Annotated in this window: 19 protein-coding genes; 7 read left to right on the top strand and 12 right to left on the bottom strand. The window is 55.9% G+C overall.

The features are described 5' to 3' along the window. Nucleotides 1–24 precede the first annotated feature (24 nt). The 6 genes from relA (at nt 25) to ELY25_RS12455 (ending at nt 7947) form a co-directional block, all read left to right on the top strand. On the top strand, nt 25–2301 hold the full coding sequence (gene relA / locus ELY25_RS12430) for a GTP diphosphokinase (RefSeq protein ID WP_126951598.1): 2277 nt from the start codon (nt 25–27) through the stop codon (nt 2299–2301). After that, nucleotides 2301–3122, top strand: a complete 822-nt coding sequence (gene mazG / locus ELY25_RS12435) for a nucleoside triphosphate pyrophosphohydrolase (protein WP_126951599.1) — start codon at nt 2301–2303, stop codon at nt 3120–3122. Before relA ends, mazG begins: the two co-directional genes overlap by 1 nt. A gap of 52 nt (nt 3123–3174) precedes the next feature. Continuing rightward, entirely contained in the window at nt 3175–5823 is a 2649-nt protein-coding gene (gene ppc, locus ELY25_RS12440; protein WP_126951600.1) for a phosphoenolpyruvate carboxylase, read from the top strand. A 73-nt stretch (nt 5824–5896) separates the two neighbouring features. Further along, complete coding sequence (locus ELY25_RS12445) at nt 5897–6442, top strand: DUF924 family protein (RefSeq protein WP_126951601.1); 546 nt, start codon at nt 5897–5899, stop codon at nt 6440–6442. Nucleotides 6443–6478: 36 nt separating this feature from the next. Continuing rightward, nucleotides 6479–7516, top strand: coding sequence for a 23S rRNA pseudouridine(2604) synthase RluF (gene rluF, locus ELY25_RS12450; RefSeq protein ID WP_126951602.1), 1038 nt, complete (start codon nt 6479–6481; stop codon nt 7514–7516). A 119-nt stretch (nt 7517–7635) separates the two neighbouring features. After that, the gene (locus tag ELY25_RS12455; protein WP_126951603.1) at nt 7636–7947 is read left to right on the top strand and encodes a hypothetical protein; all 312 of its coding nucleotides are present in this window, start codon (nt 7636–7638) and stop codon (nt 7945–7947) included. A gap of 102 nt (nt 7948–8049) precedes the next feature. Here ELY25_RS12455 and ELY25_RS12460 read toward each other — a convergent pair whose 3' ends face one another. The 3 genes from ELY25_RS12460 to ELY25_RS12470 are packed head-to-tail and all read right to left on the bottom strand — an operon-like array spanning nt 8050 to nt 10421. Further along, nucleotides 8050–8712 (bottom strand): anthranilate synthase component II, encoded by a 663-nt coding sequence (locus ELY25_RS12460; protein WP_126951604.1) that lies wholly within the window; start codon nt 8710–8712, stop codon nt 8050–8052. Beyond that, complete coding sequence (locus tag ELY25_RS12465) at nt 8709–10127, bottom strand: anthranilate synthase component I family protein (protein WP_422822381.1); 1419 nt, start codon at nt 10125–10127, stop codon at nt 8709–8711. The genes ELY25_RS12460 and ELY25_RS12465 overlap by 4 nt, the downstream gene beginning before the upstream one ends. Nucleotides 10128–10130: 3 nt before the next feature. Then, on the bottom strand, nt 10131–10421 hold the full coding sequence (locus ELY25_RS12470; RefSeq protein ID WP_126951605.1) for a Trp family transcriptional regulator: 291 nt from the start codon (nt 10419–10421) through the stop codon (nt 10131–10133). A 159-nt stretch (nt 10422–10580) separates the two neighbouring features. On the opposite strand from ELY25_RS12470, the gene ELY25_RS12475 reads away from it, so the two are divergent. Beyond that, nucleotides 10581–12467: a monovalent cation:proton antiporter-2 (CPA2) family protein gene (locus ELY25_RS12475; protein WP_126951606.1), complete on the top strand. Its 1887-nt coding sequence runs from the start codon at nt 10581–10583 to the stop codon at nt 12465–12467. A gap of 17 nt (nt 12468–12484) precedes the next feature. On the opposite strand, the gene ELY25_RS12480 is transcribed toward ELY25_RS12475, so the two are convergent. The 9 genes from ELY25_RS12480 to ELY25_RS12520 form a co-directional block, all read right to left on the bottom strand. Continuing rightward, nucleotides 12485–13057: a hypothetical protein gene (locus ELY25_RS12480; RefSeq protein WP_185856253.1), complete on the bottom strand. Its 573-nt coding sequence runs from the start codon at nt 13055–13057 to the stop codon at nt 12485–12487. A gap of 42 nt (nt 13058–13099) precedes the next feature. Beyond that, nucleotides 13100–13918 carry a class I SAM-dependent methyltransferase gene (locus ELY25_RS12485; RefSeq protein ID WP_126951607.1) on the bottom strand — a complete coding sequence of 273 codons (819 nt, stop codon included), beginning with the start codon at nt 13916–13918 and terminating at the stop codon, nt 13100–13102. Then, nucleotides 13915–15558 carry an AMP-binding protein gene (locus tag ELY25_RS12490; protein ID WP_236995741.1) on the bottom strand — a complete coding sequence of 548 codons (1644 nt, stop codon included), beginning with the start codon at nt 15556–15558 and terminating at the stop codon, nt 13915–13917. The genes ELY25_RS12485 and ELY25_RS12490 overlap by 4 nt, the downstream gene beginning before the upstream one ends. Before the next feature lie 164 nt (nt 15559–15722). Then, nucleotides 15723–16646, bottom strand: coding sequence for a hydroxymethylglutaryl-CoA lyase (locus tag ELY25_RS12495; RefSeq protein WP_126951608.1), 924 nt, complete (start codon nt 16644–16646; stop codon nt 15723–15725). An 11-nt stretch (nt 16647–16657) separates the two neighbouring features. Then, nucleotides 16658–18697 (bottom strand): acetyl/propionyl/methylcrotonyl-CoA carboxylase subunit alpha, encoded by a 2040-nt coding sequence (locus ELY25_RS12500; protein WP_126951609.1) that lies wholly within the window; start codon nt 18695–18697, stop codon nt 16658–16660. Between the two features lie 18 nt (nt 18698–18715). Then, nucleotides 18716–19525, bottom strand: a complete 810-nt coding sequence (locus ELY25_RS12505; RefSeq protein ID WP_126951610.1) for an enoyl-CoA hydratase/isomerase family protein — start codon at nt 19523–19525, stop codon at nt 18716–18718. Nucleotides 19526–19535: 10 nt separating this feature from the next. Then, nucleotides 19536–21143 (bottom strand): carboxyl transferase domain-containing protein, encoded by a 1608-nt coding sequence (locus ELY25_RS12510; protein WP_126951611.1) that lies wholly within the window; start codon nt 21141–21143, stop codon nt 19536–19538. Between the two features lie 9 nt (nt 21144–21152). Next, complete coding sequence (locus ELY25_RS12515; protein WP_126951612.1) at nt 21153–22322, bottom strand: isovaleryl-CoA dehydrogenase; 1170 nt, start codon at nt 22320–22322, stop codon at nt 21153–21155. A gap of 127 nt (nt 22323–22449) precedes the next feature. Then, the gene (locus ELY25_RS12520) at nt 22450–22878 is read right to left on the bottom strand and encodes a MerR family transcriptional regulator (RefSeq protein ID WP_126951613.1); all 429 of its coding nucleotides are present in this window, start codon (nt 22876–22878) and stop codon (nt 22450–22452) included. Nucleotides 22879–22997 lie beyond the last annotated feature (119 nt).

Raw genomic sequence — 22997 nt, forward strand, 5'->3', positions numbered from 1 at the left:
TCCTTGAACGGATGAATTATAGTCATGGTGAAAGTGCGTGAAGACCAACCGCTGACGGACGGCGGCGAGGTAGACATACAACAATGGTTAACGCGCCTGCAGGAAGATGTGCGCTTACGCGAGCCCGAGCGTCTAATCGAAGCTTGTGAGCTGGCTAGACAGCTGGAGCGAGAGGCACCTCGAACGCATCGTGTGTGGCTATCGCCGGGAGCAAGCTTTCGTATGGGGCTTGAAATGGCGGACATTCTGGCCGAGCTAAAGCTTGACCAGCCCACCCTGGAAGCAGCAGTACTCTACCGTGCTGTACGCGAAGGGCTGTTAAGCCTTGAGGCCGTAAGCAAACGCTTTGGTAGCGAAGTGGCCAACTTGATTGACGGCGTCTTGCAGATGGCTGCCATCAGCTACCCTCTGGCCCCCAATCATGGCATGGCTCAGCACAATCAGCAGGAAAACCTGCGTAAGATGCTGGTCAATATGGTGGGCGACGTTCGCGTTGCACTGATCAAGATTGCCGAACGCACCTGTGCACTGCGTCAGGTCAAAGACGCCCCGCTTGAAAAATGCCTTCAGGTCGCCCGGGAAGTGGCCGATATTTATGCGCCGCTTGCCCACCGCCTGGGTATTGGTCAAATCAAGTGGGAACTAGAGGACCTGTCGTTTCGCTACCTCCATGAAGACGAGTACAAGGCGATTGCCAAGCTACTCGCCGAGAAACGCCTCGACCGCGAGCGCTATATCCATGATGTGGTGGAAACGCTCAAAGCGTTGATGGAAGCCCAGCATATTACCCATCATGATGTGAGCGGCCGGGCCAAGCATATCTACTCGATCTGGCGCAAGATGAAGCGCAAGGGGATCGATTTCTCTGAAGTTCACGACGTCCGCGCGGTGCGTATTCTGGTACCCGAAGTGACGGACTGCTATACCGTTTTAGGTATTGTGCATTCCCGCTGGCACCACGTGCCGGACGAATTTGACGACTACATCGCCAATCCCAAGAAGAATGGTTATCAGTCGCTGCATACCGCCGTGGTCGGGCCGGAGAACAAGGTGCTCGAGATCCAGATCCGCACCTTTGCCATGCACGACGATGCGGAGCTTGGTGTGTGCGCACACTGGCGCTACAAGGGCCACGACACCAACGCCAAGAGCCGTAGCTACGAAGAGAAGATTGCCTGGCTGCGTCAGGTGCTTGAGTGGCAGGACGAAGTGGGTGGCTTTGGCGACCTGCGCGAAGGCCTTTCAAGCGACGTGGCGCCGGATCGCAACTACGTGTTTACCCCGGATGGCCACGTGATCGACCTGCCGCGTGTCGCCACCCCGATTGATTTTGCCTACCGGGTGCATACCGAAATCGGGCATCTCTGCCGGGGTGCCAAGATCAACGGACGCATCGTGCCGTTGACCTATCAGCTTAAAACCGGCCAGCAAGTTGAAATTCTGACGGCCACCAAAGGTGGGCCAAGCCGTGACTGGTTGAACCCAAGCCTTGGCTATGTGCGCACGTCACGCGCGCGCGCCAAGATCCAGGCATGGTTCAAGCACCAGGCGCGGGATCAAAACCTGGAAGAGGGGCGCTCGCTTTTTGAACGCGAAATGCGCCGTCTTGATGTCGATGGACTGGATCTCCCCAAGCTGGCGGCGGCGGTCAATTACCAGAACGCCGATGATATGTACGCCGCCATCGGCGCGGGCGATCTGCGTATTGGTCAGGTGCTTCACCAGGCGCAGCAGCTGTTTGGGGAAACCGATGACCAGGAGCAGTTGGACCGGCTGCTTGCCAAACCTCGGCGACTACCCAGCAAAACGCCTAAAAGTGATATTACCGTTTTGGGCGTGGGCAACCTTAAAACCAGCATGGCCAATTGCTGTCGGCCAGTGCCGGGCGAGCCGATTGTGGGTTTTATTACCCAGGGGCGCGGCGTGACCGTACACCGCCAGGATTGCAGCAATATTCTTCAGCTGCGCATGGAAGAACCCCAACGCATTATTGAAGTGGAGTGGGGCGAGCGAGCGTATACACGCTACCCGGTGACCATCGAAATTCAGGCCTGGGACCGCTCGGGGCTGCTGCGTGATGTAACGGGGCTTCTAGGTAATGAAAAGGTAAACGTTCTCGCGGTAAATACCCTCACTGATACCGATGAAGGTATTGCCCGTTTACGCATCACTCTGGAGGTGGACGGCCTTGAATCGCTGGGACGGCTCTTCTCGCGTATTCAGCAGCTGCCGAACGTGACCGAAGTGCGCCGCCTGCGAAACGCAGACCCCGAAAAAGATACGGGCCGGGGGGGTGGATAATGCGCTATGAGTTGGATGATCTGCTGACCCTGATGCAGGTCTTGCGCGACCCGGAACAAGGCTGCCCGTGGGATATCCAGCAGGGCTGGGACAGTATCGTGCCACATACCTTGGAAGAGGCCTATGAGGTCGCCGATGCCATTGAGCGGCGCGCTTTTGACGAACTGCCCGGAGAGCTTGGCGACCTGCTGTTTCAAGTGGTGTATTACGCCCAGTTTGGCGCAGAAGAGCAGCGGTTCGATTTTCACGATATCGTGCATACGCTGACGGCCAAGATGCTGCGCCGCCATCCCCATGTGTTTCCAGAGGGCACGCTTGGCTCGCGCAGGCCACCAGGGGTTAGCGCTGAAGAACTACAAACCCAGCAGGTTAACCGCCGTTGGGAGTCACTGAAGGCGGAAGAGCGCGCCGAGCGTGCTGCTGATGCACCTTCCGTGCTGGATGACGTGCCCCGTACGCTGCCCGCATTGAGCCGTGCCGCCAAGCTCTCCAAACGTGCCGCCCGGGTTGGCTTTGACTGGCCCGATGCTGAGGGTGTTGTAGATAAAATTCGTGAAGAGCTTGCCGAGGTAGAGCAGGCCCTGGCCGCCGGTGATACGCGACATGCCCAGGAAGAGGTGGGCGACCTGCTGTTTGCAGTGACCAACCTGGCCCGTAAGCTGAAAGCCGACCCGGAGCAATGCCTGCGCGGCACCAACGACAAGTTTGAACGCCGCTTTCGTTATGTCGAGCACGCGCTAAATACTGCGCATCGCCCGCTGGGAAAGGCCTCACTGGAGGAAATGGAGACCCACTGGCAGGCGGCCAAAGACCAAGAATAATATTTCTCATATTAACCTAATAAAGATGCGAACCCGCTAGGAGGCCATGCCGATGAGTCACGACCTACACGAATCGCTGCGCGATAATGTACGTATTTTGGGTGATAGCCTGGGCCGCACGATTGCGGACGACTTGGGTCAGGCATTTGTCGATAAGATTGAGACAATTCGTGCGCACGCCAAGCGGGGGCGCCAAGGGGATTCACTGCAACAGCGTGAACTGATCGAGTATTTGCGCAAACTACCTGAGCGGGATCTGTTGCCCGTTACCCGTGCCTTCAACCAGTTCTTGAACCTTGCCAATATTGCCGAGCAGCATTACCGAGCGCGTTTTCGCCGAGTGGAGGATTATAAGCCCGGCTCTCAGCCGGCGCTGGGTGAGCTTTTGGAACGCGCCCAACAGACGGGCAGTTCGCCGCGCAAGCTGGTCGAAACCCTGGCAAAAATGCGTGTCGAGCTGGTACTGACGGCGCACCCCACGGAAGTTATTCGCCGCACGCTGATTCAAAAATACGATGCCATTGACGAATGCCTGACCGCTATTGAAGGCTCCAGCGACTACCCGGAGCGGGGCATACGTGCCCAGGGCCGGTTAGAAGAGCTGATTAGCCAGGCCTGGCACACCGATGAAATTCGCCATGAACGGCCAACGCCGGTAGATGAAGCCAAGTGGGGCTTCGCGGTGATTGAAAACTCGCTCTGGCAGGCGGTACCCGACTTCCATCGCGACCTGGATAACCTGTTGCTGGAAACCGCTGGTGAACGTCTGCCGCTGGATGCCGCGCCTATTCGCTATGCCTCATGGATGGGCGGTGACCGCGACGGTAATCCCAACGTCACGGCAAAAGTGACCCGGGAAGTGCTGCTGTTAGGGCGCTGGATGGCGGCTGACCTTTACCTGCGTGATCTTGAGCAGCTCAAGACCGAGCTTTCCATGTGGAAGGCCAACAGCGCATTGAAAGCCGAAGTGGGCGATGTGGCCGAACCCTACCGTGAGCTGCTTAAACGGCTGTTGTTCAAGATGGAAGCGACCCGCGACTGGGCCAAGGCCGCGCTGGATGGCCGCAATTATGATGGCGGGCCCATTATTGAAACTCGCGACCAGCTCTACGCGCCGCTGTTGGCCTGCTACCGCTCCTTGTGCGATGTGGGGCTGGATACCATTGCCAATGGCTCGTTGCTGGATACGTTGCGCCGTGTGGCGGTGTTTGGCGTTTCCCTGACCAAGCTGGACCTGCGCCAGGAAGCCAGCCGCCACGCCCAGGTGATCGAAGAGCTGACCGACGCGTTGGGCATCGGACACTACCAAGAGTGGGATGAAACCAAGCGTCAGGAGTTTCTGCTTGAAGAGCTTGCCTCAAAACGCCCGCTGATCCCACGCCACTGGGAGTGCTCCGCCGAGTCCCGTGAGGTGCTGGATACCTTCAAGGTGATTGCCCAAGAACATACTGAGGCGCTAGGCACCTATATCATCTCCATGGCGGGCGAACCTTCGGATGTGTTGACCGTGGCGCTGCTCATGAAAGAGGTGGGCGGGCAGGCCACACTGCCCATTGCTCCGCTATTTGAAACGCTTAATGATCTTGATCACGCCGGCAGCGTCATTGAACAGCTGCTGTCACTGCCGGGGTACCGCGCGCTGATTCACGATCGCCAGGAGGTCATGATCGGCTACTCGGACTCCGCCAAGGATGCGGGCCAGCTCGCCGCCGCCTGGGCGCAGTACCGGGCCCAGGAGGCGCTGGTTGACGTATGCGAGCGCCATGGCGTGGATCTGACCCTGTTCCACGGTCGTGGCGGTACGGTTGGCCGTGGTGGCGGCCCCGCTCACGCCGCGATTCTTTCCCAGCCGCCGGGTTCGGTAAACGGAAGCCTCAGGGTAACCGAGCAGGGCGAGATGATTCGCTTCAAGTTCGGCCAGCCGGATATCGCACTGCGCTCCATGGAGATCTACGCCTGTGCGGTGCTTGAAGCCACACTTTTGCCGCCCCCGGCGCCTGAGCCCCGGTGGCGCGAAGAGATGGACAACCTTGCCAGCATTGCCCATGCAGGTTATGTCGGCGTGGTGCGTGAAAACCCGGACTTCGTACCCTATTTCCGCGCGGTAACCCCGGAGGGCGCGCTTGGCCGCCTGCCGCTGGGCTCAAGGCCCGCCAAGCGGCGCCAGGATGGCGGGGTCGAGACGCTGCGTGCCATTCCCTGGATTTTTGCCTGGACACAGATCCGCCTGATGCTTCCCGCCTGGCTAGGCAGCGGTGAAGCCTTTGCCCGCCGCCTGGAAGAGCCCGGCGGTCTGGAAGTTCTTCAGGAAATGCGCAATCGCTGGCCGTTTTTCGGCACTTATCTGGACATGCTGGAGATGCTGCTTGCCAAAGCCGATACTGCGATTGCCGCTTACTATGAGCACCGCCTGGTGGATGAGCCTTCGTTAAAGGCGCTGGGCAAGGAACTGCGCGAGCGCTTCGCGCGGTTGGAAAGCGCACTTTTGGATATTCTCCAGCAGGAAGAGCTTCTTGAGAATACACCTCTGATTCGCCAGGCCATTGATGTACGCAACCCCTACATTGATCCGCTGCACGGCCTACAGGCCGAGCTTTTACAGCGTAACCGCGACGCTGACGGGGCGATTAGCGCCGACCTTTCCCGGGCGTTAATGGTGACAATGGCGGGCATTGCCGCCGGGCTACGCAATACAGGCTAAATGCCTGGCCATTGAAGTTATGGTACTGCCAGCCACTGCTGGCAGTATCCATTCACGCGTAAGGAGCTGGCTAATGCACCCAGATGCCCAAGCAGTACTGAACTTCTGGTTTGAAGAACTAACGCCTGCCCAGTGGTTCAAGAAAGACCCCGAGATGGACCGTACCATTGTGTCACGGTTTGGAACACTGCATGCCCAGGTTGCCCGGTGTGAGTGCTACCATTGGCGGGATACCCCAAGGGGCCGCTTGGCTGAAGTCATTGTGCTCGATCAATTTTCGCGCAACATGTACCGTGGTGAAGCGCGCGCTTTTGCCTGGGATGCGCTGGCGCTTGGGTTGGCCCAGGAGGCGCTTGCTGCAAAAGCAGATGCAACGCTAAGCCCTGAGGAGCGCAACTTCTTGTATATGCCCTATATGCACAGTGAATCCAAAGCGATTCATGCCTTGGCGCTTGAACTGTTTGATCAGCCAGGGTTGGAAGACAACCTGACGTTTGAAATTCGCCATAAGGCGATTATCGACCGTTTTGGCCGCTATCCGCATCGCAATGCGCTGCTGGGGCGAACATCAACCGACGAAGAAGTCTCCTTTTTAAAACAGCCGGGCTCCTCTTTTTAACGGCACCTTTAACCACTTTTAGCCTTACGGCGAGTTATGTCATTACGAAAATCGACCCGAATCAATAAATACATCAGTGAAAGCGGCCTGTGCTCGCGCCGGGAGGCCGACCGGTTTGTGGAACAGGGCAATGTGTGGATCAACGGCCGCCGGGCAACTACAGGCGACCAGGTCGTTGCGGGTGATCGGGTAAAGGTAAACGGCCAGGAAATTGAGCCTCAGGAAGAAGAAGATTTGATCCTGATTGCACTCAATAAGCCCGTGGGCATCGTGAGCACCACGGAATCCAGCGAAAAAGACAATATCGTTGAGTTCGTAAAGCACGGCGCGCGCATCTTTCCCATCGGCCGACTGGACAAAGACTCTCAGGGGCTGATTTTTTTAACCAATAACGGTGACCTGGTTAACAAGATCCTGCGCGCCAACAACAATCACGAAAAAGAATACCAGGTGACGGTGAATAAGCCGATCACCGATGAGTTCGTCGAGGGAATGCAGAAGGGCGTACCGATCCTGGGTCAAGTGACCAAGAAGTGCAAAGTGGAAAAGGTATCCACCTTTGTATTTACGATTACTCTGGTACAAGGCCTGAACCGCCAGATTCGCCGCATGTGCGAGTACTTTGGTTACGAGGTTACCCAACTGATTCGTACCCGGATCATGAACGTAGCGCTTAAAGGGCTGGCGTTGGGTGACTGGCGTGATTTGACGCCCAAAGAGATCGACACCATTGTCGCGCTGACCGAGAGCTCAGAGGCAGCTCCAGCACCGCAAAAGCCCGCCAGGCAGAAAGCCAAGCCGCGTGTGCAAAGTGACCAGAATGCACGTAAGGGCTCCTCGGGCGGGAATGCGAAAACCAGTGGCTCGGGCAAGGCAGCTTCTGGTAAACCGCGTGCAGGTAGCAAAGGTAAACCGACCGCTGTCGGTAAGGCATCCCCCAAGGCGAAAACCGCAACAACTGGGAAGCCCGCCAGTCAGAGCAAACGCGGCAGCAAGCAAGCAGGGAAAGGGCGGCCAGGGCCGGGCAAGCCGTCTGCCCGTGGCAATGCTTCCAGGCCCAAATCAAAGCGCTAAGTGAATCATATTGTATAATCAGAATGTTGCGATAAGGTAAAATTGCCTCAACGACCTTGCCCAATCGGTAAGATGCCAACTAAGGTGTTGATACTTGTCTATCAATGGAGGATCTTCAGATGGCGCAAAGTGAGCTTCAGGATGCCACTATCTATACCCAGGATGGGAGCACGTTAGGTACCGTTTCAGATGCAAGTGCTGAAACAAAAGTCGAGTTAAAAAAAGCAGACGGTAGCTGTATCTGGCTTGAAAGGCATGACCTGAAAGAGGTTGATGGTCAGTGGCAAATTGCCGATAACTATACGGTTTACTCAGCGGATCAAATGAACGGCGGAAAGACGGAAAGCGATATCGATGAGATGGTTGATGACACCTTTCCAGCAAGCGACCCGCCCTCGTTTACCTTGGGTGATGAGGGCAAGGGCCGTTAAGCCAGTCGTACGTTAAGCCAGAAGTAAAATAGATGTGCTATATGCTGAATATTGCCTCAAGGCGATATTCAGCATTTTTTATGGTTTAAATAGCATTAACCATCAGGGGGTGAGAAGAAAGTTGGCAATCAGCTCCTTGCCGCCTTCTGTGGCGAAGGATTCCGGATGAAACTGAATGCCATGAATCGGGTAGTCGCGATGCTTGACTCCCATTAGCTCAAACTCGCCTGATGCGCCCCACTGGGTGCGCTGTTCAAACGCATCGACATTTAGAGTGCCTACGGCGGCGGTAACCTGCAGGCAGTCGGGCAATGAGTCGGCGTGAGCAATCAGCGAGTGGTAGCGCATGACCTCAAGCTGGTCGGGCACGCCCATGAATACTGACTGTTGGTCATGGGTAACCGGACTGATCTTGCCATGCATGGGTAACGGCGCTTTTACCACCTTGCCACCAAACACATGCACAATGCCCTGCATGCCTAAGCAAACGCCCAGTAGGGGTGTGGTTTTACCCAGCTCTTTAATCACCTCGGCACATACGCCAAAGTAACGCGGATCATCCGGTGAACCAGGGCCAGGGGAGATAATGATGCGGTCCGGTGCCATCGCGACAATATCGGCAAATTCAATCTGGTCGTTGCGCTCCACGATAATGTCAAAGTCGCTAAGCGAGCCACGGTTTTTTTCCGTGGTGAGAATCTCGCCAATAAACTGATACAGGTTGTAGGTAAATGAATCGTAGTTATCGATGATCAACACTTTCATGCTGGGTTCTCCGATTCCATAAAGGGGGCCAAGGCTTTGCGCGTGCCGGCAAATTTACGCCGAATCTCTTCATACTCATCGTCAGCGTTACTATCAAACACGTTGCCGCCGCAGGTTTGTACATAAGCCCGCTCGCCGTTCACAAACACGGTACGGATAGGAATGGCAAAGGTGCAGTCGCCGTTAAACGAGAACTGGCCCACCGCACCGCCGTAAGGGCCTCGGCCGTCGGTTTCCAGATCATCGATAATTTTCATGGCTTCAATCTTGGGTGCGCCGGTGAGCGTTCCAGCAGGGAAATTGCTGGCCAGGGCGCTAAACATGTCTTCGCCCTCGGCAATAATGCCCACAATTTCGCTGGAAATATGCTGAACGTGGCTAAAGCGCTTGATATCCATGAGGCTGCGCACCTTTACCGTGCCAAACTGGGCAACCCGTCCAATATCATTGCGGTGTAGATCGACGATCATGTTGTGCTCGGCAATCTCTTTAGGATCATTCAATAGCGCCCTGGCCAATTGGGTGTCTTCTTGAGCATCACGGCCACGTGTGGTGGTGCCGGCCAGAGGAAATGTTTCCATTTCTCCCTGGCGCAGGCGGAAAAGAAGCTCAGGGCTTGCGCCGATCAGCTTTTGTTCGCCAAACTTCATGTAGTACATCTGGGGTGAAGGGTTAATGGTTCGAAGCTGGTCGTACAGAGCGACCGTATCGCCCTCAACACGAAAGCGCTTTTTAAAGCCCACCTCACACTGAAACACTTTTCCGTCAATAATATCCTGCTTAACCTTCGCGACCGCCGCGGCGTGCTCTGCCTGGCTCATGGTGTCGCCAAGGGCAGTGATTTTCAGCTCACCGTTTGGCTCGTTGTCGGCGTCGATCAGCGATTGCAGAAACTCAAAGCGGCTGTGGTCGTAATAGAAGTAGGTCACCTCGCCGGTCATCTTGTCGAGAATCAAGCCGTCCTTGTAGAGCCCGAATCGAAACGTATCGAAGTCGGCACTGGCTTTTAGCGAAAGCGTGGGTTCGAAATACTGCATGGCATCGTAGCCCAGATAGCCGCTTAGCCCGCCGGCATATTTCCGCGAGATAATATTCTGGGGTATCAGGCTACGCAGCAGCTCATAAGGGTTGTCGCTTGGGTAATGCTCGACGCTACCTTTACGGTCTTCAATACTTAGCGTTTGGCCGTTGGCGTAAATCGTGTATTCAGGGTCAAAGCCAATGATGGAGTGACGGGCGATATGGCTATCTTCGCCAAGCGACTCCAGCATATAGCAGGTGTCGAACTGCCTCTCTATTTTCTTGAACAGCGCAAAAAAATCGCAGTCTGCAGCCAGCGTGACATAGTGGGGCTTACGCGGCAGAGTAAAAGGACGCGGACCGGTAGCGGATTGGGTCGTTGTCTGGTTCATCATGATTCAGCGCTCCAGTGTCGAGGGTGAAGTACCGAGCGCACGTGAACCGCGGGAGACGGTAGCAATTCCCACGCCTAGGATTTCCGCAATCCTGCGGTGAGGTACGCCGTCACGCAGCAAGTTAAAAATTTGCAGTCGCTTGCTAATTTCCTGATATTCCGCAGGTGTCAGCAGGCGGTTAAGCGTCTCATGCATAGCGTCCGGGCTATCCATTGCCAATAGGTAATCAATTAACTCAGCCTGATAGGTATCAGGCGAAGAGAGAGCATTTAATGACGAGTAATCGGTAGACATGAACATGGACCGTTAACGTAATGGTGTACTAGCGTACTAGTACAGTATATTGAATGATGGAAAAGTCAAGCACTTGAAGATGTTGAGATTAAAACGAAGTGGATTATTCGAAAGCGGTAATAGACTACTATACGGCTATCTGGATCTAAGGAGCGGGGCATGACGGCCTATTTTATTCAAGCATTTGTCTACCTTTTGGCGGCAGTCATCGCGGTGCCACTGGCCAAACGCTTTGGGCTGGGGTCAGTGTTGGGCTATCTCGTGGCAGGTGTTGCCATCGGTCCGGTATTTGGCCTGGTAGGGCAGGAGACCAATACCATTCAGCACTTTGCTGAATTTGGTGTGGTAATGATGCTCTTTTTGGTAGGCATGGAGCTTGATCCTAAAAGTCTATGGGCCATGCGGGTACGGCTGGTGGGGCTTGGTGGCCTGCAGGTGGTCGTTACCGCCGTCGCCGGTTCCCTTATCGCCTTCTGGCTGGGTCTGGTCTGGCAGACGGCGCTAGCAGTAGGGCTGATATTTGCGCTTTCCTCTACAGCGATTGTGCTGCAAACCCTCAACGAGAAGGGGCTCGCCAAGACCGAAGGTGGTCGCAGCGCCTTTTCCGTTCTGTTATTTCAGGATATCGCCGTTATTCCCATGCTGGCGCTGATTCCGCTGCTGGCGCTACCTGAGTTAATGGGGGCTGGCGGCGTAGATGACCACAGCAGCTTCAATCTGGTGGCGCACCTGTCCGGCTGGGTCCATGCCCTGGTGGTGATCGGTGCCGTGGCGGCCGTTATTGCCGGTGGCTATTACCTTGGGCCGCCGCTTTTTCGTTATGTGGTCGGGGCCGGGCTGCGGGAAATATTTACCGCTACCGCGCTTATGATCGTGATCGGCATTGCCGCATTGATGAGCCTGGTGAATCTGTCACCTGCATTAGGAGCGTTTTTAGCTGGCGTGGTACTTGCCAATAGCGAGTTCAAGCATGAGCTGGAAGCCAATATCGAGCCATTTAAAGGGCTTTTGTTAGGGCTTTTCTTTATTACCGTGGGCGCCGGAATTAATTTTGAAGTATTGGCGGCTGAGTGGGTCACCGTCGTTGCCTTGGGTATAACGGTCATCGCGGTTAAAGCCATCGTATTGTTGGTGCTTGCCTGGCTGTTTAAGATCCGTGGGAGTAACTTCTGGCTGTTTGCGCTGAGCCTGGCTCAAGCCGGGGAATTTGGGTTTGTGTTGCTAACCTACAGTGTACAAAGCAGCGTCATCCCATCCGATACTGCGCAAATTCTCTCCCTGGTGGTGGCGCTTTCGATGTTTTTAACGCCGCTTTTATTTATCGCTTATGACCGCCTGGTGTTGCCACGTTATCGTAGCGATAAAGAGAATGACCGCGACGCCGATGACATTGAAGAACAGGCGCCGGTTATCGTGGCCGGGGTCGGGCGATTTGGGCAAATTGTCTGCCGCCTGCTACGGGCGAATAACATCCCAATGGTGGTGCTGGACCTGGAAAATGAACAGATCGAAAACTCTCGGCGCATCAATATCAAAAGCTATTTTGGCGATGCCAGCCGCTCAGACTTTCTAGAGCAGGCAGGTATCGAGAATGCCCGGCTGCTGGTAGTTGCCATTGATGATCGTGAGCGCGCAGTACAAATGATCCGACATGTAAAACATTACTACCCCAATGTGTGGATACTGGCCCGCGCCTTTGACCGTGGCCATGGTTATCAGCTGCGCGACGCCGGAGCCGATGATGTGGTCAGCGAGACCTACCATTCAGCACTGGAACTTGGCGGCCACGCACTGACTGCCATGGGCGTGCATCCCATGCGCGCAAAACAGATGACCTGGTCGTTTGTTCAAAACGAAGAAGCCCACGAAGATGAGCTGTTTGAGGCCTGGAAAGAGATCGAAGGCGGTATCAGCTTTAGCCCGCGCTATGGCGAGCTGTTTATGAAGCTCGAGGAGTCGTTGAATATTGCCATGAGCCAGGAGTGGCACGAACCCAGGCGTGAGGATGTGCCGGTGTGGACGCCGCCTGAAGAAGGCCAGCGGTAAGCTTTGAAGAGGCTAAATTAAAACGGCAGATGCAGCGATGCGCTTACATGGTTGAGGTGACTTAACGTTGGCGCATCGACGCGTTCGTACTCCAGCCGGGTGATCAGGCGGTTGATGGTGACAGTGGCACCAAAGCCTTGCAGCCAGGCAGTGCCGCCTTCATCAGCGCCTTGCGGTTGGTCGGTATCGCCACGCCATTCAGTAAGGCCTGATTTGGCGTACACGCTAAAGGCGCCCAAGCGAATCCCGGCGATGATGGCGCCACCCAGACTCAAGGTATCCATGATTAAAGGTGACATACTGGAGGCAATGGGGACTTCTTCGCTTTCGCGGTAAGCGATTTCAGCACCGATATCAAGACGAGGAAGCTGCCAGGGGCTAAAACCCGCCGTGAGGCGAAACCCCGACGTGTAGGTATCAAGACTGCTTAAATCGCTGCCTTCGAGTATGACGCCGTTATCCAATTGCATCATTTCGCCATCAGGCGCGGCATAAGAGACAGTCGGCCCCGTGTCGTTGGCAGTGGCTACCACATTAAGTAGAGAAGAGCCGATAACACTGAACAGTATAACGCCAGCCAAGCGTTTCATGGGTATTCCTCATCCTTGGCCTTAATTATTATCCCCACTAGCTTAGCAACAGGCGCGTATTTCTACCAAGTTAATTGCACCTGATTTGAGATTAAGTACGAGGTTTTTCCCCATTTCCAGAAAACGATCACCGAATACCCACCTTGGGGAGAGTATGGGAGCCTGGGTGGTTTGCTCCTTACCCCGCTGACGCTCGCGCCATTCAAGGGCGATGTCGCTCCAATCCACGTCATGTTCCAGGGTAAAGCCGCTCTCATCCAATAGCGCTTTCAAAGCAAAATGGTCGTTCAGATGGGAATGCTCAGACGTGGCCGCCCAGGGGACCGGGTAACGCAGTGTGCCTGGGTTAGGCCCACTCACTACTTCATGCATGACCAGTTTCCCGCCGGGGCGCAATACCCGGTGGCTCTCGCTCAGCACTCTGGATACGTCGGGCATATTCAAAAGGCTATGTTGAAAGAGCAGCGCATCGAAAGTGTTATTAGCAAACGGCATAGTGCAAGCATCACCGGTTATCCAATAAAGCGGCGAACCCGATGACGCGGTCAGTGCGCTTATTGCCTTATTAAGCGTGCTAAAGCGATGAGTAATATCCAGGCCGGTCATCTGAAAGCCCATTGCCGCGCCCTGGCGCATCAGCCCCCCAAGGCCTGCGCCAATATCCAGCACGCGCGGGTGAGTCGCCGGTTCAAGTAAGCCAAGTAACCGTTTAGAAGCGCTCAACCCGCCAATATGTAGCTGATCCAGTGGGGCAAGCTGGTGCAGCGTAGGGCCCGCCGGGTAGTGGCTTTGAATCTGCGCCAGCACCTCGGCATCGCGAAGCCCTTGTTGGTAATGCGCCGCCAGTTGCGCCGAGGTCATGAAGAAGACTCTTGGCCCAGACCCAGCTCCTGAATCGAGATTTCACGCATCTTGAACTTCTGAATTTTACCGGTCACGGTCATGGGGAATTCATCAACGAATTTGAAATAGCGAGGGATCTTGAAATGAGTGATCTTGCCCTTGCAAAATTCCCGCAGATCCTCGCCGGTGATCTCTCCCGCCGTGCTGCTCAGTTTTACCCAGGCCACCAGCTCTTCGCCATATTTCTTGTCCGGCACGCCGGTTACCTGAACATCGGAAATTGCCGGATGGGTATACAGGAACTCTTCGATTTCTTTGGGGTAGACGTTCTCGCCTCCACGAATCACCATATCCTTGATGCGCCCAACGATCTGCACGTAGCCTTCGTCATCCATAGTGGCCAGGTCGCCGGTATGCATCCAGCCTGCGTTATCAATGGCATCCAATGTCGCCTGCTCATTGTTCCAGTATTTGAGCATCACGCTGTACCCTCGGGTGCACAGCTCCCCAATCTCGCCACGGGGCAGAATGCCGCCGTTGCCGGGGTCGACAATCTTGGTTTCCAGGTGCGGCTGAGTGCGGCCTACAGTAGAAACCCGTTTTTCAATGCTGTCATTTGCGCCGGTTTGGGTGGAAACCGGGCTGGTTTCGGTCATGCCGTAGGCGATCTGCACGCCCTTCATGTTCATCTTGTTAATGACCTGCTTCATGATCTCGGCCGGACAAATGGAGCCTGCCATGATGCCGGTACGCAGCGTGGAGAGGTCGGTTGCGGCAAAATCGGGGTGATCCAGCTCGGCGATAAACATGGTAGGTACACCATAAAGCGCCGTGGCTTTCTGTTCGTGCACCGCCTTGAGCACCTTGCCGGGGTCGAAGCCTTCATCGGGGTAAATCATCACCGCCCCATGGGTCATGCAACCCAGGTTGCCCATCACCATGCCAAAGCAGTGGTAAAGCGGTACCGGAATGACCAGACGATCCTGGCTGGTAAACCCCATACTCTCGGCGACAAAAAAACCGTTATTGAGAATATTATGGTGAGAAAGCGTGGCGCCCTTGGGAAAGCCGGTGGTACCCGAGGTGTATTGAATATTGATCGCGTCATCAAACTGTAGCGTGGCCTGAAGGTCGTTGACATCGGTTTGGCTAACCTTGCTTGCCTCCTGCATAAGATCGCTCCAGCGCCACATGCCGCTGTGTTTGTCCGCGCTTAAGTTGATCACACACTCAAGCTGAGGCAGTTTTTGCGATTTAAGCTGGCCTTCGGTGCTAGTTTGAAGCTCCGGCGCCAATTCATAAAGCATGCCGCGGTAGTCTGAACTCTTGAATTTATCCGCGCAGACCAGAAAACGCGCCCCGGATTGGTTGAGCGCGTACTCGAGCTCATGGGTGCGGTAGGCCGGGTTGATATTCACTAAAATGGCACCGATTTTGGCCGTTGCGAACTGGGTCAATGTCCATTCTGCGCAGTTAGGCGCCCACATGCCGACCCGATCGCCATGCTGTACGCCTATGGCCAGCAGGGCACGTGCGCAGCGGTTCACCTCTTCATGGAGCTCGCGGTAGTTCCAGTGAATATTTTGATGCAGCACAATCAACGCATCGTTATCAGGATACTGGGCGGCAATCTGGTCAAATTTATCGCCAATGGTCATGCCGAGAAGCGGTTTATCCGCCGTGCTGCTGGTATAGCTGGGCAGGGGTTGGGTAGATACGGTTTGAGTAGATAGTGCTTGGGTAGATAGGTCGGGTGCCTGTAGCGCCATGATGTCTCTCCGAATGTTTTTATTGTCTGATCGAATGGACTGCATTTAGAAATTTATTGTGGGCAGTTGCCTCTGGCCAGGGCCACTTTCGAGCCGGGTTTGCGGCCTAACTGACTCGTCATCCAATAGCCGGTTTCCAGCACAGCCTCAAGGTTGATGCCTGTTTCAATACCCAGCCCTTCAAGAAGATAGAGTACGTCTTCGGTGGCCACATTACCCGAGGCGCCCTTGGCATAAGGGCAGCCACCCAAGCCTGCGGTTGCCGCATCAATCACGCTAACGCCTTCTTCCATCACCGCGTAAAGATTGGCGATCGCCATGCCATAGGTATCGTGAAAGTGCGCGGCCAGTTGATCAACGGGCACCTGTTGACCAACCGCATCAATCATCCGCTTGGCGGCCAGCGGCGTGCCCACCCCAATCGTGTCGCCCAGCGATATTTCATAGCAGCCCATGTCATGCAGGGCACGGGCAACCTGGGCTACGCTCTGGGGGGCAATATCGCCTTCATAGGGGCAGCCCAGCACGCAGGAAACGTAGCCGCGTACGCGCACGCCGGCATCCAAGGCGCGGTTCAGCACAGGCTCAAAGCGCTTGAGGGATTCGGCAATCGAGCAATTGATGTTCTTTTGCGAGAAAGAGTCCGAGGCGGCACCAAACACCGCGACCTCTTCAACGCCTGCGGCCAGGGCGTTTTCAAACCCTTGAAGATTGGGCGTCAGTGCTGAATACACCACGCCGGGCTCGCGACTGATACCGCGCATGACCTCAACGGCATCCCCCATTTGCGGTACCCATTTGGGCGAGACGAAGCTTGCCGCCTCGATATAGCGGATACCTGCATTGGCAAGCCGATGAATCAGCTCGATCTTGGTTTCGGTAGGTACCATAGCCCCCGGTTCGTTCTGCAAGCCGTCTCTGGGGGCCATTTCAAACAGGCGTACGCGCTGGGGGAGGTTAGAGTGGCGCAGTGGCATGGTTAGGCTCCTTATTCGCTGGGGGCAAAGTCGAGCAGCACATCACCCTGGCTGACAGTGTCGCCTGCCTTGAAGTGAAAGTTTTCCACCTGGCCATTGGCTGGGGCGGACATGGTGTGCTCCATTTTCATGGCCTCCATCACCATTAGCGGCATGCCTTTTTCAACGCTTGCCCCGGCTTCAACCAGCAGCGCCACCACGGTGCCATGCATCGGCGCGGTAAAGCTCGCCTGAACTTCATGCTGGCCATGGTCAACGGCGTCCATACGTTGCCAAACCAGGCGTGTTTCGCCATCAGGATCGACCAGAATTAATACATTGCCGTCTCGCTGGACCTGCAAGCGGCGACGATGCCCATCAAGCGTGATAGCCACCGCATCACCGGTTAAGGACGTCAGGCTGGCACTAAAGGTTTGCCCATTAACGGTTAAGCGCCAACTCTGCTCACCGGGGTTACGCTGGCCTTCCACGACCACCAGGGGGCTCTCATTCTCGGATGACTGAGAAGACTTGGGGTCACTCAAGGCGATACGCACCGTATGGGGTGCATTAAGGCGAAAGCCGTCGTGGCGATCCCAGGGGGAGGCGCTTTCCCTCTCTTGAGTAAGCTGGTGCAGGCCCACCAGCGCGGCACTGGCGTAATCTTCCGGCGCGTAGTTGTGCGAGGCAAACAGCGTTGCCTCATGGCGCTCGATAAATCGCGTATCCAACTCCAGATTCTTGAAGGCGGGGTGTGTCGCCAGGCGCTGCAAAAAGGCCCGGTTGGTGATCACACCCTGTACATCCAGCGCGGCGAGCGCCCGGTTAAGGGTGGCCAGCGCCGCGTTACGATCCACGCCGTGCACAATCAGCTTGGCGAGCATGGGGTCGTAATGCATGGACACCGTATCACCGCTCTCGACGCCGCTATCCAGGCGTACCTGATCACTCTGCAAACCTGCTCCCGCTAAATCCAGCGTAAAGCGAGTGAGCTGCCCGGTGGCGGGCAGAAAATCCTGATCCGGGTCTTCAGCATAAATCCGAGCCTCAAAGCTGTGCCCGGTAATGGTCAGCTCGTCCTGAGTGCAGGGCAGTGGCTCACCCATGGCCACGCGTAGCTGCCATTCGACCAGGTCCTGCCCGGTAATCATTTCGGTCACCGGGTGCTCGACCTGCAGGCGAGTGTTCATCTCCATAAAGTAGAACGAACCATCGGCATCGAGAAGAAACTCGACAGTACCCGCGCCTACATAGCCGATCTCTTGGGCGGCACGCACGGCCGCATTACCCATGGCCTGGCGCAGTTCAAGCGTCATGCCGGGGGCGGGGGCCTCTTCGAGAACCTTTTGATGGCGGCGCTGAACGCTACAGTCGCGCTCGAACAGATAAACCCCGTTGCCGTGGGCATCACAAAATACCTGTACTTCCACATGGCGGGGCTGGACCAGATATTTTTCAATCAACATACGGTCATCGCCGAACGCCGCCCTGGATTCACGTCGGCAGCCTTCGAGTGCGGCTTGAAAGGCTGCGCTTTTCTCGACGACGCGCATGCCTTTGCCACCACCACCGGCGCTGGCTTTCAGCATGACCGGGTAGCCAATCTTGTCGGCCTCCTCAAAAAGCAGGGCATCATCCTGATTATCGCCATGGTAGCCCGGCACTAGCGGCACATCCGCATTGGCCATGCGTGCCTTGGCCGCAGATTTATCACCCATGGCAGCAATGGCCGAGGCGGGCGGGCCGACAAAGATGATGCCCGCCTGCTCCAAGGCACTAACGAAGCTGCCATTCTCGGAGAGAAAGCCGTAGCCTGGGTGGATAGCGCCACTGCCGGTGCGTTTGGCGGCCTCAATGACCGCGTCGATATTCAAATAACTTTCTCGCGCGGCGGCGGGGCCTAAGCGGATGGCCTCATCGGCTTCGCGTACGTGGTGGGCGTTGACATCGGCATCAGAATAAACCGCAACGGTTTTAAGCCCCATCCGGCGGGCGGTGCGCATTACTCGGCAGGCAATCTCGCCGCGGTTAGCCACCAGTAGAGTGTCGAACTTGTTCATTTCAGAAGTCATAAACGGGGCTCCGCGGCACTATTGTTGTTGGGTATCGGAACGTTGATTCCAGGCAGGGCGACGTTTTTCAAAAAAACTTGCCAACCCTTCCTGACCTTCCTGACTCACCCGCAGCTTGGCAATCACCTGACAGGTTTGTTCCCGCGTGGCGTCACTATCTGGCGACTGGCTAACGGTCGCCAATAGTGCTTTGGTGGCCCGCTGCGCCTGGGGAGAGCCTGCCAGCAGAGTATCGAGCATTGCCTTCACCGCGCTATCGAGTGAGTCGTGCTCCACGACCTGATGAGCCAGACCCAGCTCAAGCGCCGTTGGGGCATTCATCACTTCAGCGCTTAGCGCATAGCGGCGCATCTGGCGTACGCCCAGTGCGCGTTGTACGTAAGGGCTGATGACGGCAGGCGAAAGCCCGATCTTGACTTCCGAGAGGCAGAATTTGGCCTGCTGGGAGGCAATGACAATATCGCAGCAAGCGGCAAGCCCCACCGCGCCGCCAAACGCCGCGCCTTGCACCCGGCACAGTGTGGGACAGGGCAGCGTATCCAGGCAGTGCATCAGTTGGGCAAGCTTGCGCGAATCGGCAAGATTGTCTTTCAGATCGTAATCGACCATGCGCTTCATCCAGTTCAAATCCGCACCGGCCGAGAAGCTTTTGCCTTCAGAACTCAATACGACGACCCGTACATCGCCCGCTTCAGCAAGTAGATGCAGCTTTGTTAAATGCTCGTTTAGCTCAGCGATCAAACTATCGTCAAAGGCGTTATGAACCTCTGGACGGTTTAGCGTGAGCCGCGCAACGCCGTTCTCAATCGTCAGTGTCGAATAAGTCATGGTGTGCCCTCTACATCCGGAACACGCCAAAGCGCGTCTCTTCAATCTCGGCATTCATCGCCGCGGCTAACGAAAGGCCGAGCACATCGCGAGTTTGCAGCGGGTCAATCACGCCGTCGTCCCACAGCCGAGCGCTGGCGTAGTAAGGGTGGCCCTGATGCTCGTACTGTTCCCGAGTAGGTTGCTTGAAGGCCTCTTCTTCCTCTTTGCTCCATTCGCGACCTTCGCGCTCATACTGTTCGCGCTTAACCTGAGCGAGGACGCCTGCGGCCTGCTCTCCGCCCATCACGGAAATACGCGCGTTGGGCCACATGAATAAGAGGTTAGGATCATAAGCCCGCCCGCACATGCCGTAGTTGCCGGCCCCGAAGCTTCCGCCGATCAACACGGTGAACTTGGGCACCTTGGCGCACGCCACGGCGGTGACCAACTTGGCACCATGCTTGGCAATGCCTTCGTGCTCGTACTTGGAGCCCACCATAAAGCCGGTAATGTTCTGCAGGAAAACCAGTGGAATTTTGCGCTGCGCACATAGCTCAATAAAGTGGGCGCCTTTTACCGCGCTTTCTGAAAACAGCACGCCATTATTGGCCACGATGCCTACCGGATGGCCATGAATATGCGCAAAGCCGGTGATCAGGGTATCGCCGTAGTAGCGCTTGAATTCGTCAAAGTTGGAGGCATCGACAATCCGGCCGATCACTTCGCGAACATCAAAGGGCTTTTTAAGATCGGTGCCCACAATGCCGTAAAGCTCAGATGGGTCGAGCTTGGGCGGCTCTGGTGCCTGCATAGCAAGCCTCCCACGCTTTTGCCAGTTCAGGCGTGAAACGCAGGCACGTGCCAGCTGCAGGGCATGCAGGTCGTTTTCGGCGTAGTGATCAGCCACGCCGCTTACCTTGGCATGCACATCGGCGCCGCCTAGCGCTTCTGCGCTAATGCTCTCGCCGGTAGCGGCTTTCACCAGCGGCGGGCCACCCAGAAAGATCGTGCCTTGCTCTTTAACGATGATCGATTCGTCGGCCATGGCCGGCACATAGGCGCCGCCTGCGGTGCACGAGCCCATCACCACGGCAATTTGCGGGATGCCCTCGGCAGACATCGTGGCCTGGTTATAGAAGATACGCCCGAAGTGGTCGCGGTCGGGGAACACCTCATCCTGGCGGGGAAGAAAGGCGCCACCTGAATCCACCAAGTAAATGCACGGCAAACGATGCTTGCGGGCGATATCCTGAGCGCGAATATGCTTTTTAACGGTGAGCGGAAAGTAGGTGCCGCCCTTGACCGTGGCATCGTTGGCTACAATCACGCACTCAACGCCGGTTACCCGGCCAATACCGGTAATCACGCCCGCCGCCGGTACCTCGGTTTCATATACCTGGTGGGCGGCAAGAGCCGAAAATTCCAGAAAGGGCGAGCCTTCGTCAATCAAGTGGTCGATCCGGTCGCGGGCAAACAGCTTGCCCCGGCTTTCATGGCGCTCGCGGGCCTTGATGCCGCCGCCCTGGGCGATTGTGGCATTTAGCTCACGCAGCTTGCTCACTTCACGAAGCATCGCGTCCGCGTTGGCCTGGAACAGATCGCTTCTAGGATTAACCTGGCTGTTAATCATGCTCATGGCGCGCCCCTACTTGCTTTCGGTGAAGAGTTCACGGCCAATCAGCATTCGCCGAATCTCGCTGGTGCCTGCACCAATTTCATACAGCTTGGCATCGCGCAGCAGCCGCCCGGTGGGGTATTCGTTGATATACCCATTACCGCCAAGTAGCTGAATGGAATCCAGCGCCACCTGCGTGGCTTTTTCAGCACAGTAAAGGATGACGCCCGCGGCATCCTTGCGTGATGTCTGGTCGCGGTCGCAGGCGGCGGCAACGGCATAAAGGTAGGCGCGGCAGGCATTGAGCGTGGTGTACATATCCGCGACTTTGCCCTGCACCAGCTGGAACTCACCAATTGACTGATTGAACTGTTTGCGTTCATGGATATAAGGCATCACGACATCCATGGCAGCCTGCATGATGCCCACTGGCCCCGCGGCCAGTACGGTTCGCTCGTAATCCAGGCCGCTCATCAGTACACGCACCCCTTTGCCTTCCTCGCCCAGTACGTTCTCAGCAGGCACTTCGCAATCCTGAAATACCAGCTCACAGGTGTTGGAGCCCCGCATGCCCAGCTTGTCGAGCTTCTGCGCCGTAGAGAACCCCGGAATGCCTTTTTCGATTAAAAAAGTGGTAATGCCTTTGGAACCCGCTTCCGGGTCGGTCTTAGCATAGACCACCAACACATCCGCATCCGGGCCGTTGGTAATCCACATTTTGTTGCCGTTAAGGATGTATTTGTCGCCCGCTTTCTTGGCGCGCAGCTGCATGGAGACCACGTCCGAGCCCGCACCGGGTTCTGACATGGCAAGCGCGCCCACGTGCTCGCCGCTGATTAACTTGGGCAGGTATTTGGCTTTCTGCTCGGGTGAAGCGTTGCGCTTGATCTGGTTCACGCACAGGTTGGAGTGCGCGCCATAAGACAGCGCCACAGACGCGCTGGCCCGGGAGATTTCTTCCATGGCGATGCAGTGGGCAAGATAACCCATACCGCTGCCGCCATCCTCTTCAGAAACGGTAATCCCCAGCAGTCCCATATCACCAAACTTGCGCCAGAGGTCGTTAGGGAACTCGTTGTTTCGATCGATTTCTGCGGCACGCGGGGCAATTTCGCTGGCGGCAAAGGCGTTGACCTGCTCGCGCAGCATGTTCATTTCGTCATCCAGGCCGAAATTGAGTTCTGAGTAGAGAGAAAACATGATCAATCACCTGTTTATTGAGACATTGTTAGAGAGGTAATGAGAGCGTTAGTTAAATAGTTAGTAAGACAGTTAATGGGATAGTTACTGGGACAGTTAATGAAATAGCTAATGCGCGTCTGAAATATTAAGAGGCAGACGAAGGGGTCTTGGCGCGCTCTTCGTCACTCTGTTTTTCGTGTAGCTCTTCAAGCGCTTGGCGGCAGCGGATCTCGGCGCTTTCCAGCTCCAGCTGCACCATGGTGATATCTTTCATTTGCTGTTCAAGGGCCGCCTGGCGCTCAGTAATTTTGCTCAGCATGAGATGTAGCTGCTTTTCGCTGCCGCTTCTGGTTTCATCCCAAAGCTCGAAGAGTTCGCGAATTTCTGCCAGAGACAGGCCCAGCCGCTTGCCGCGCAGGGTGAGCTTTAGCCGTACACGATCCTTGCTGCTGTAGATGCGCGTTTGGCCCCGGCGAGCCGGGTGCAGCAGCTCCTGATCTTCATAAAAACGGATGCTGCGCGTGGTCACGTCAAACTCGCTGGCCAGTTCGCTGATCGAGTAGGTTTTGCTCATTAGCCTGATTCTCTTGAAAGGGACTGTTCCATGGAACACAGCTCATGAGGCTAAAACAAGTTGACGTTAACGTAAAGAATTCATTGTTTCGCGCTACTTATAGATATTAATTTATAGGC

It is taken from the genome of Vreelandella populi (assembly GCF_003989825.1).
In the GTDB taxonomy this organism is placed as follows: Bacteria; Pseudomonadota; Gammaproteobacteria; order Pseudomonadales; family Halomonadaceae; genus Vreelandella; species Vreelandella populi.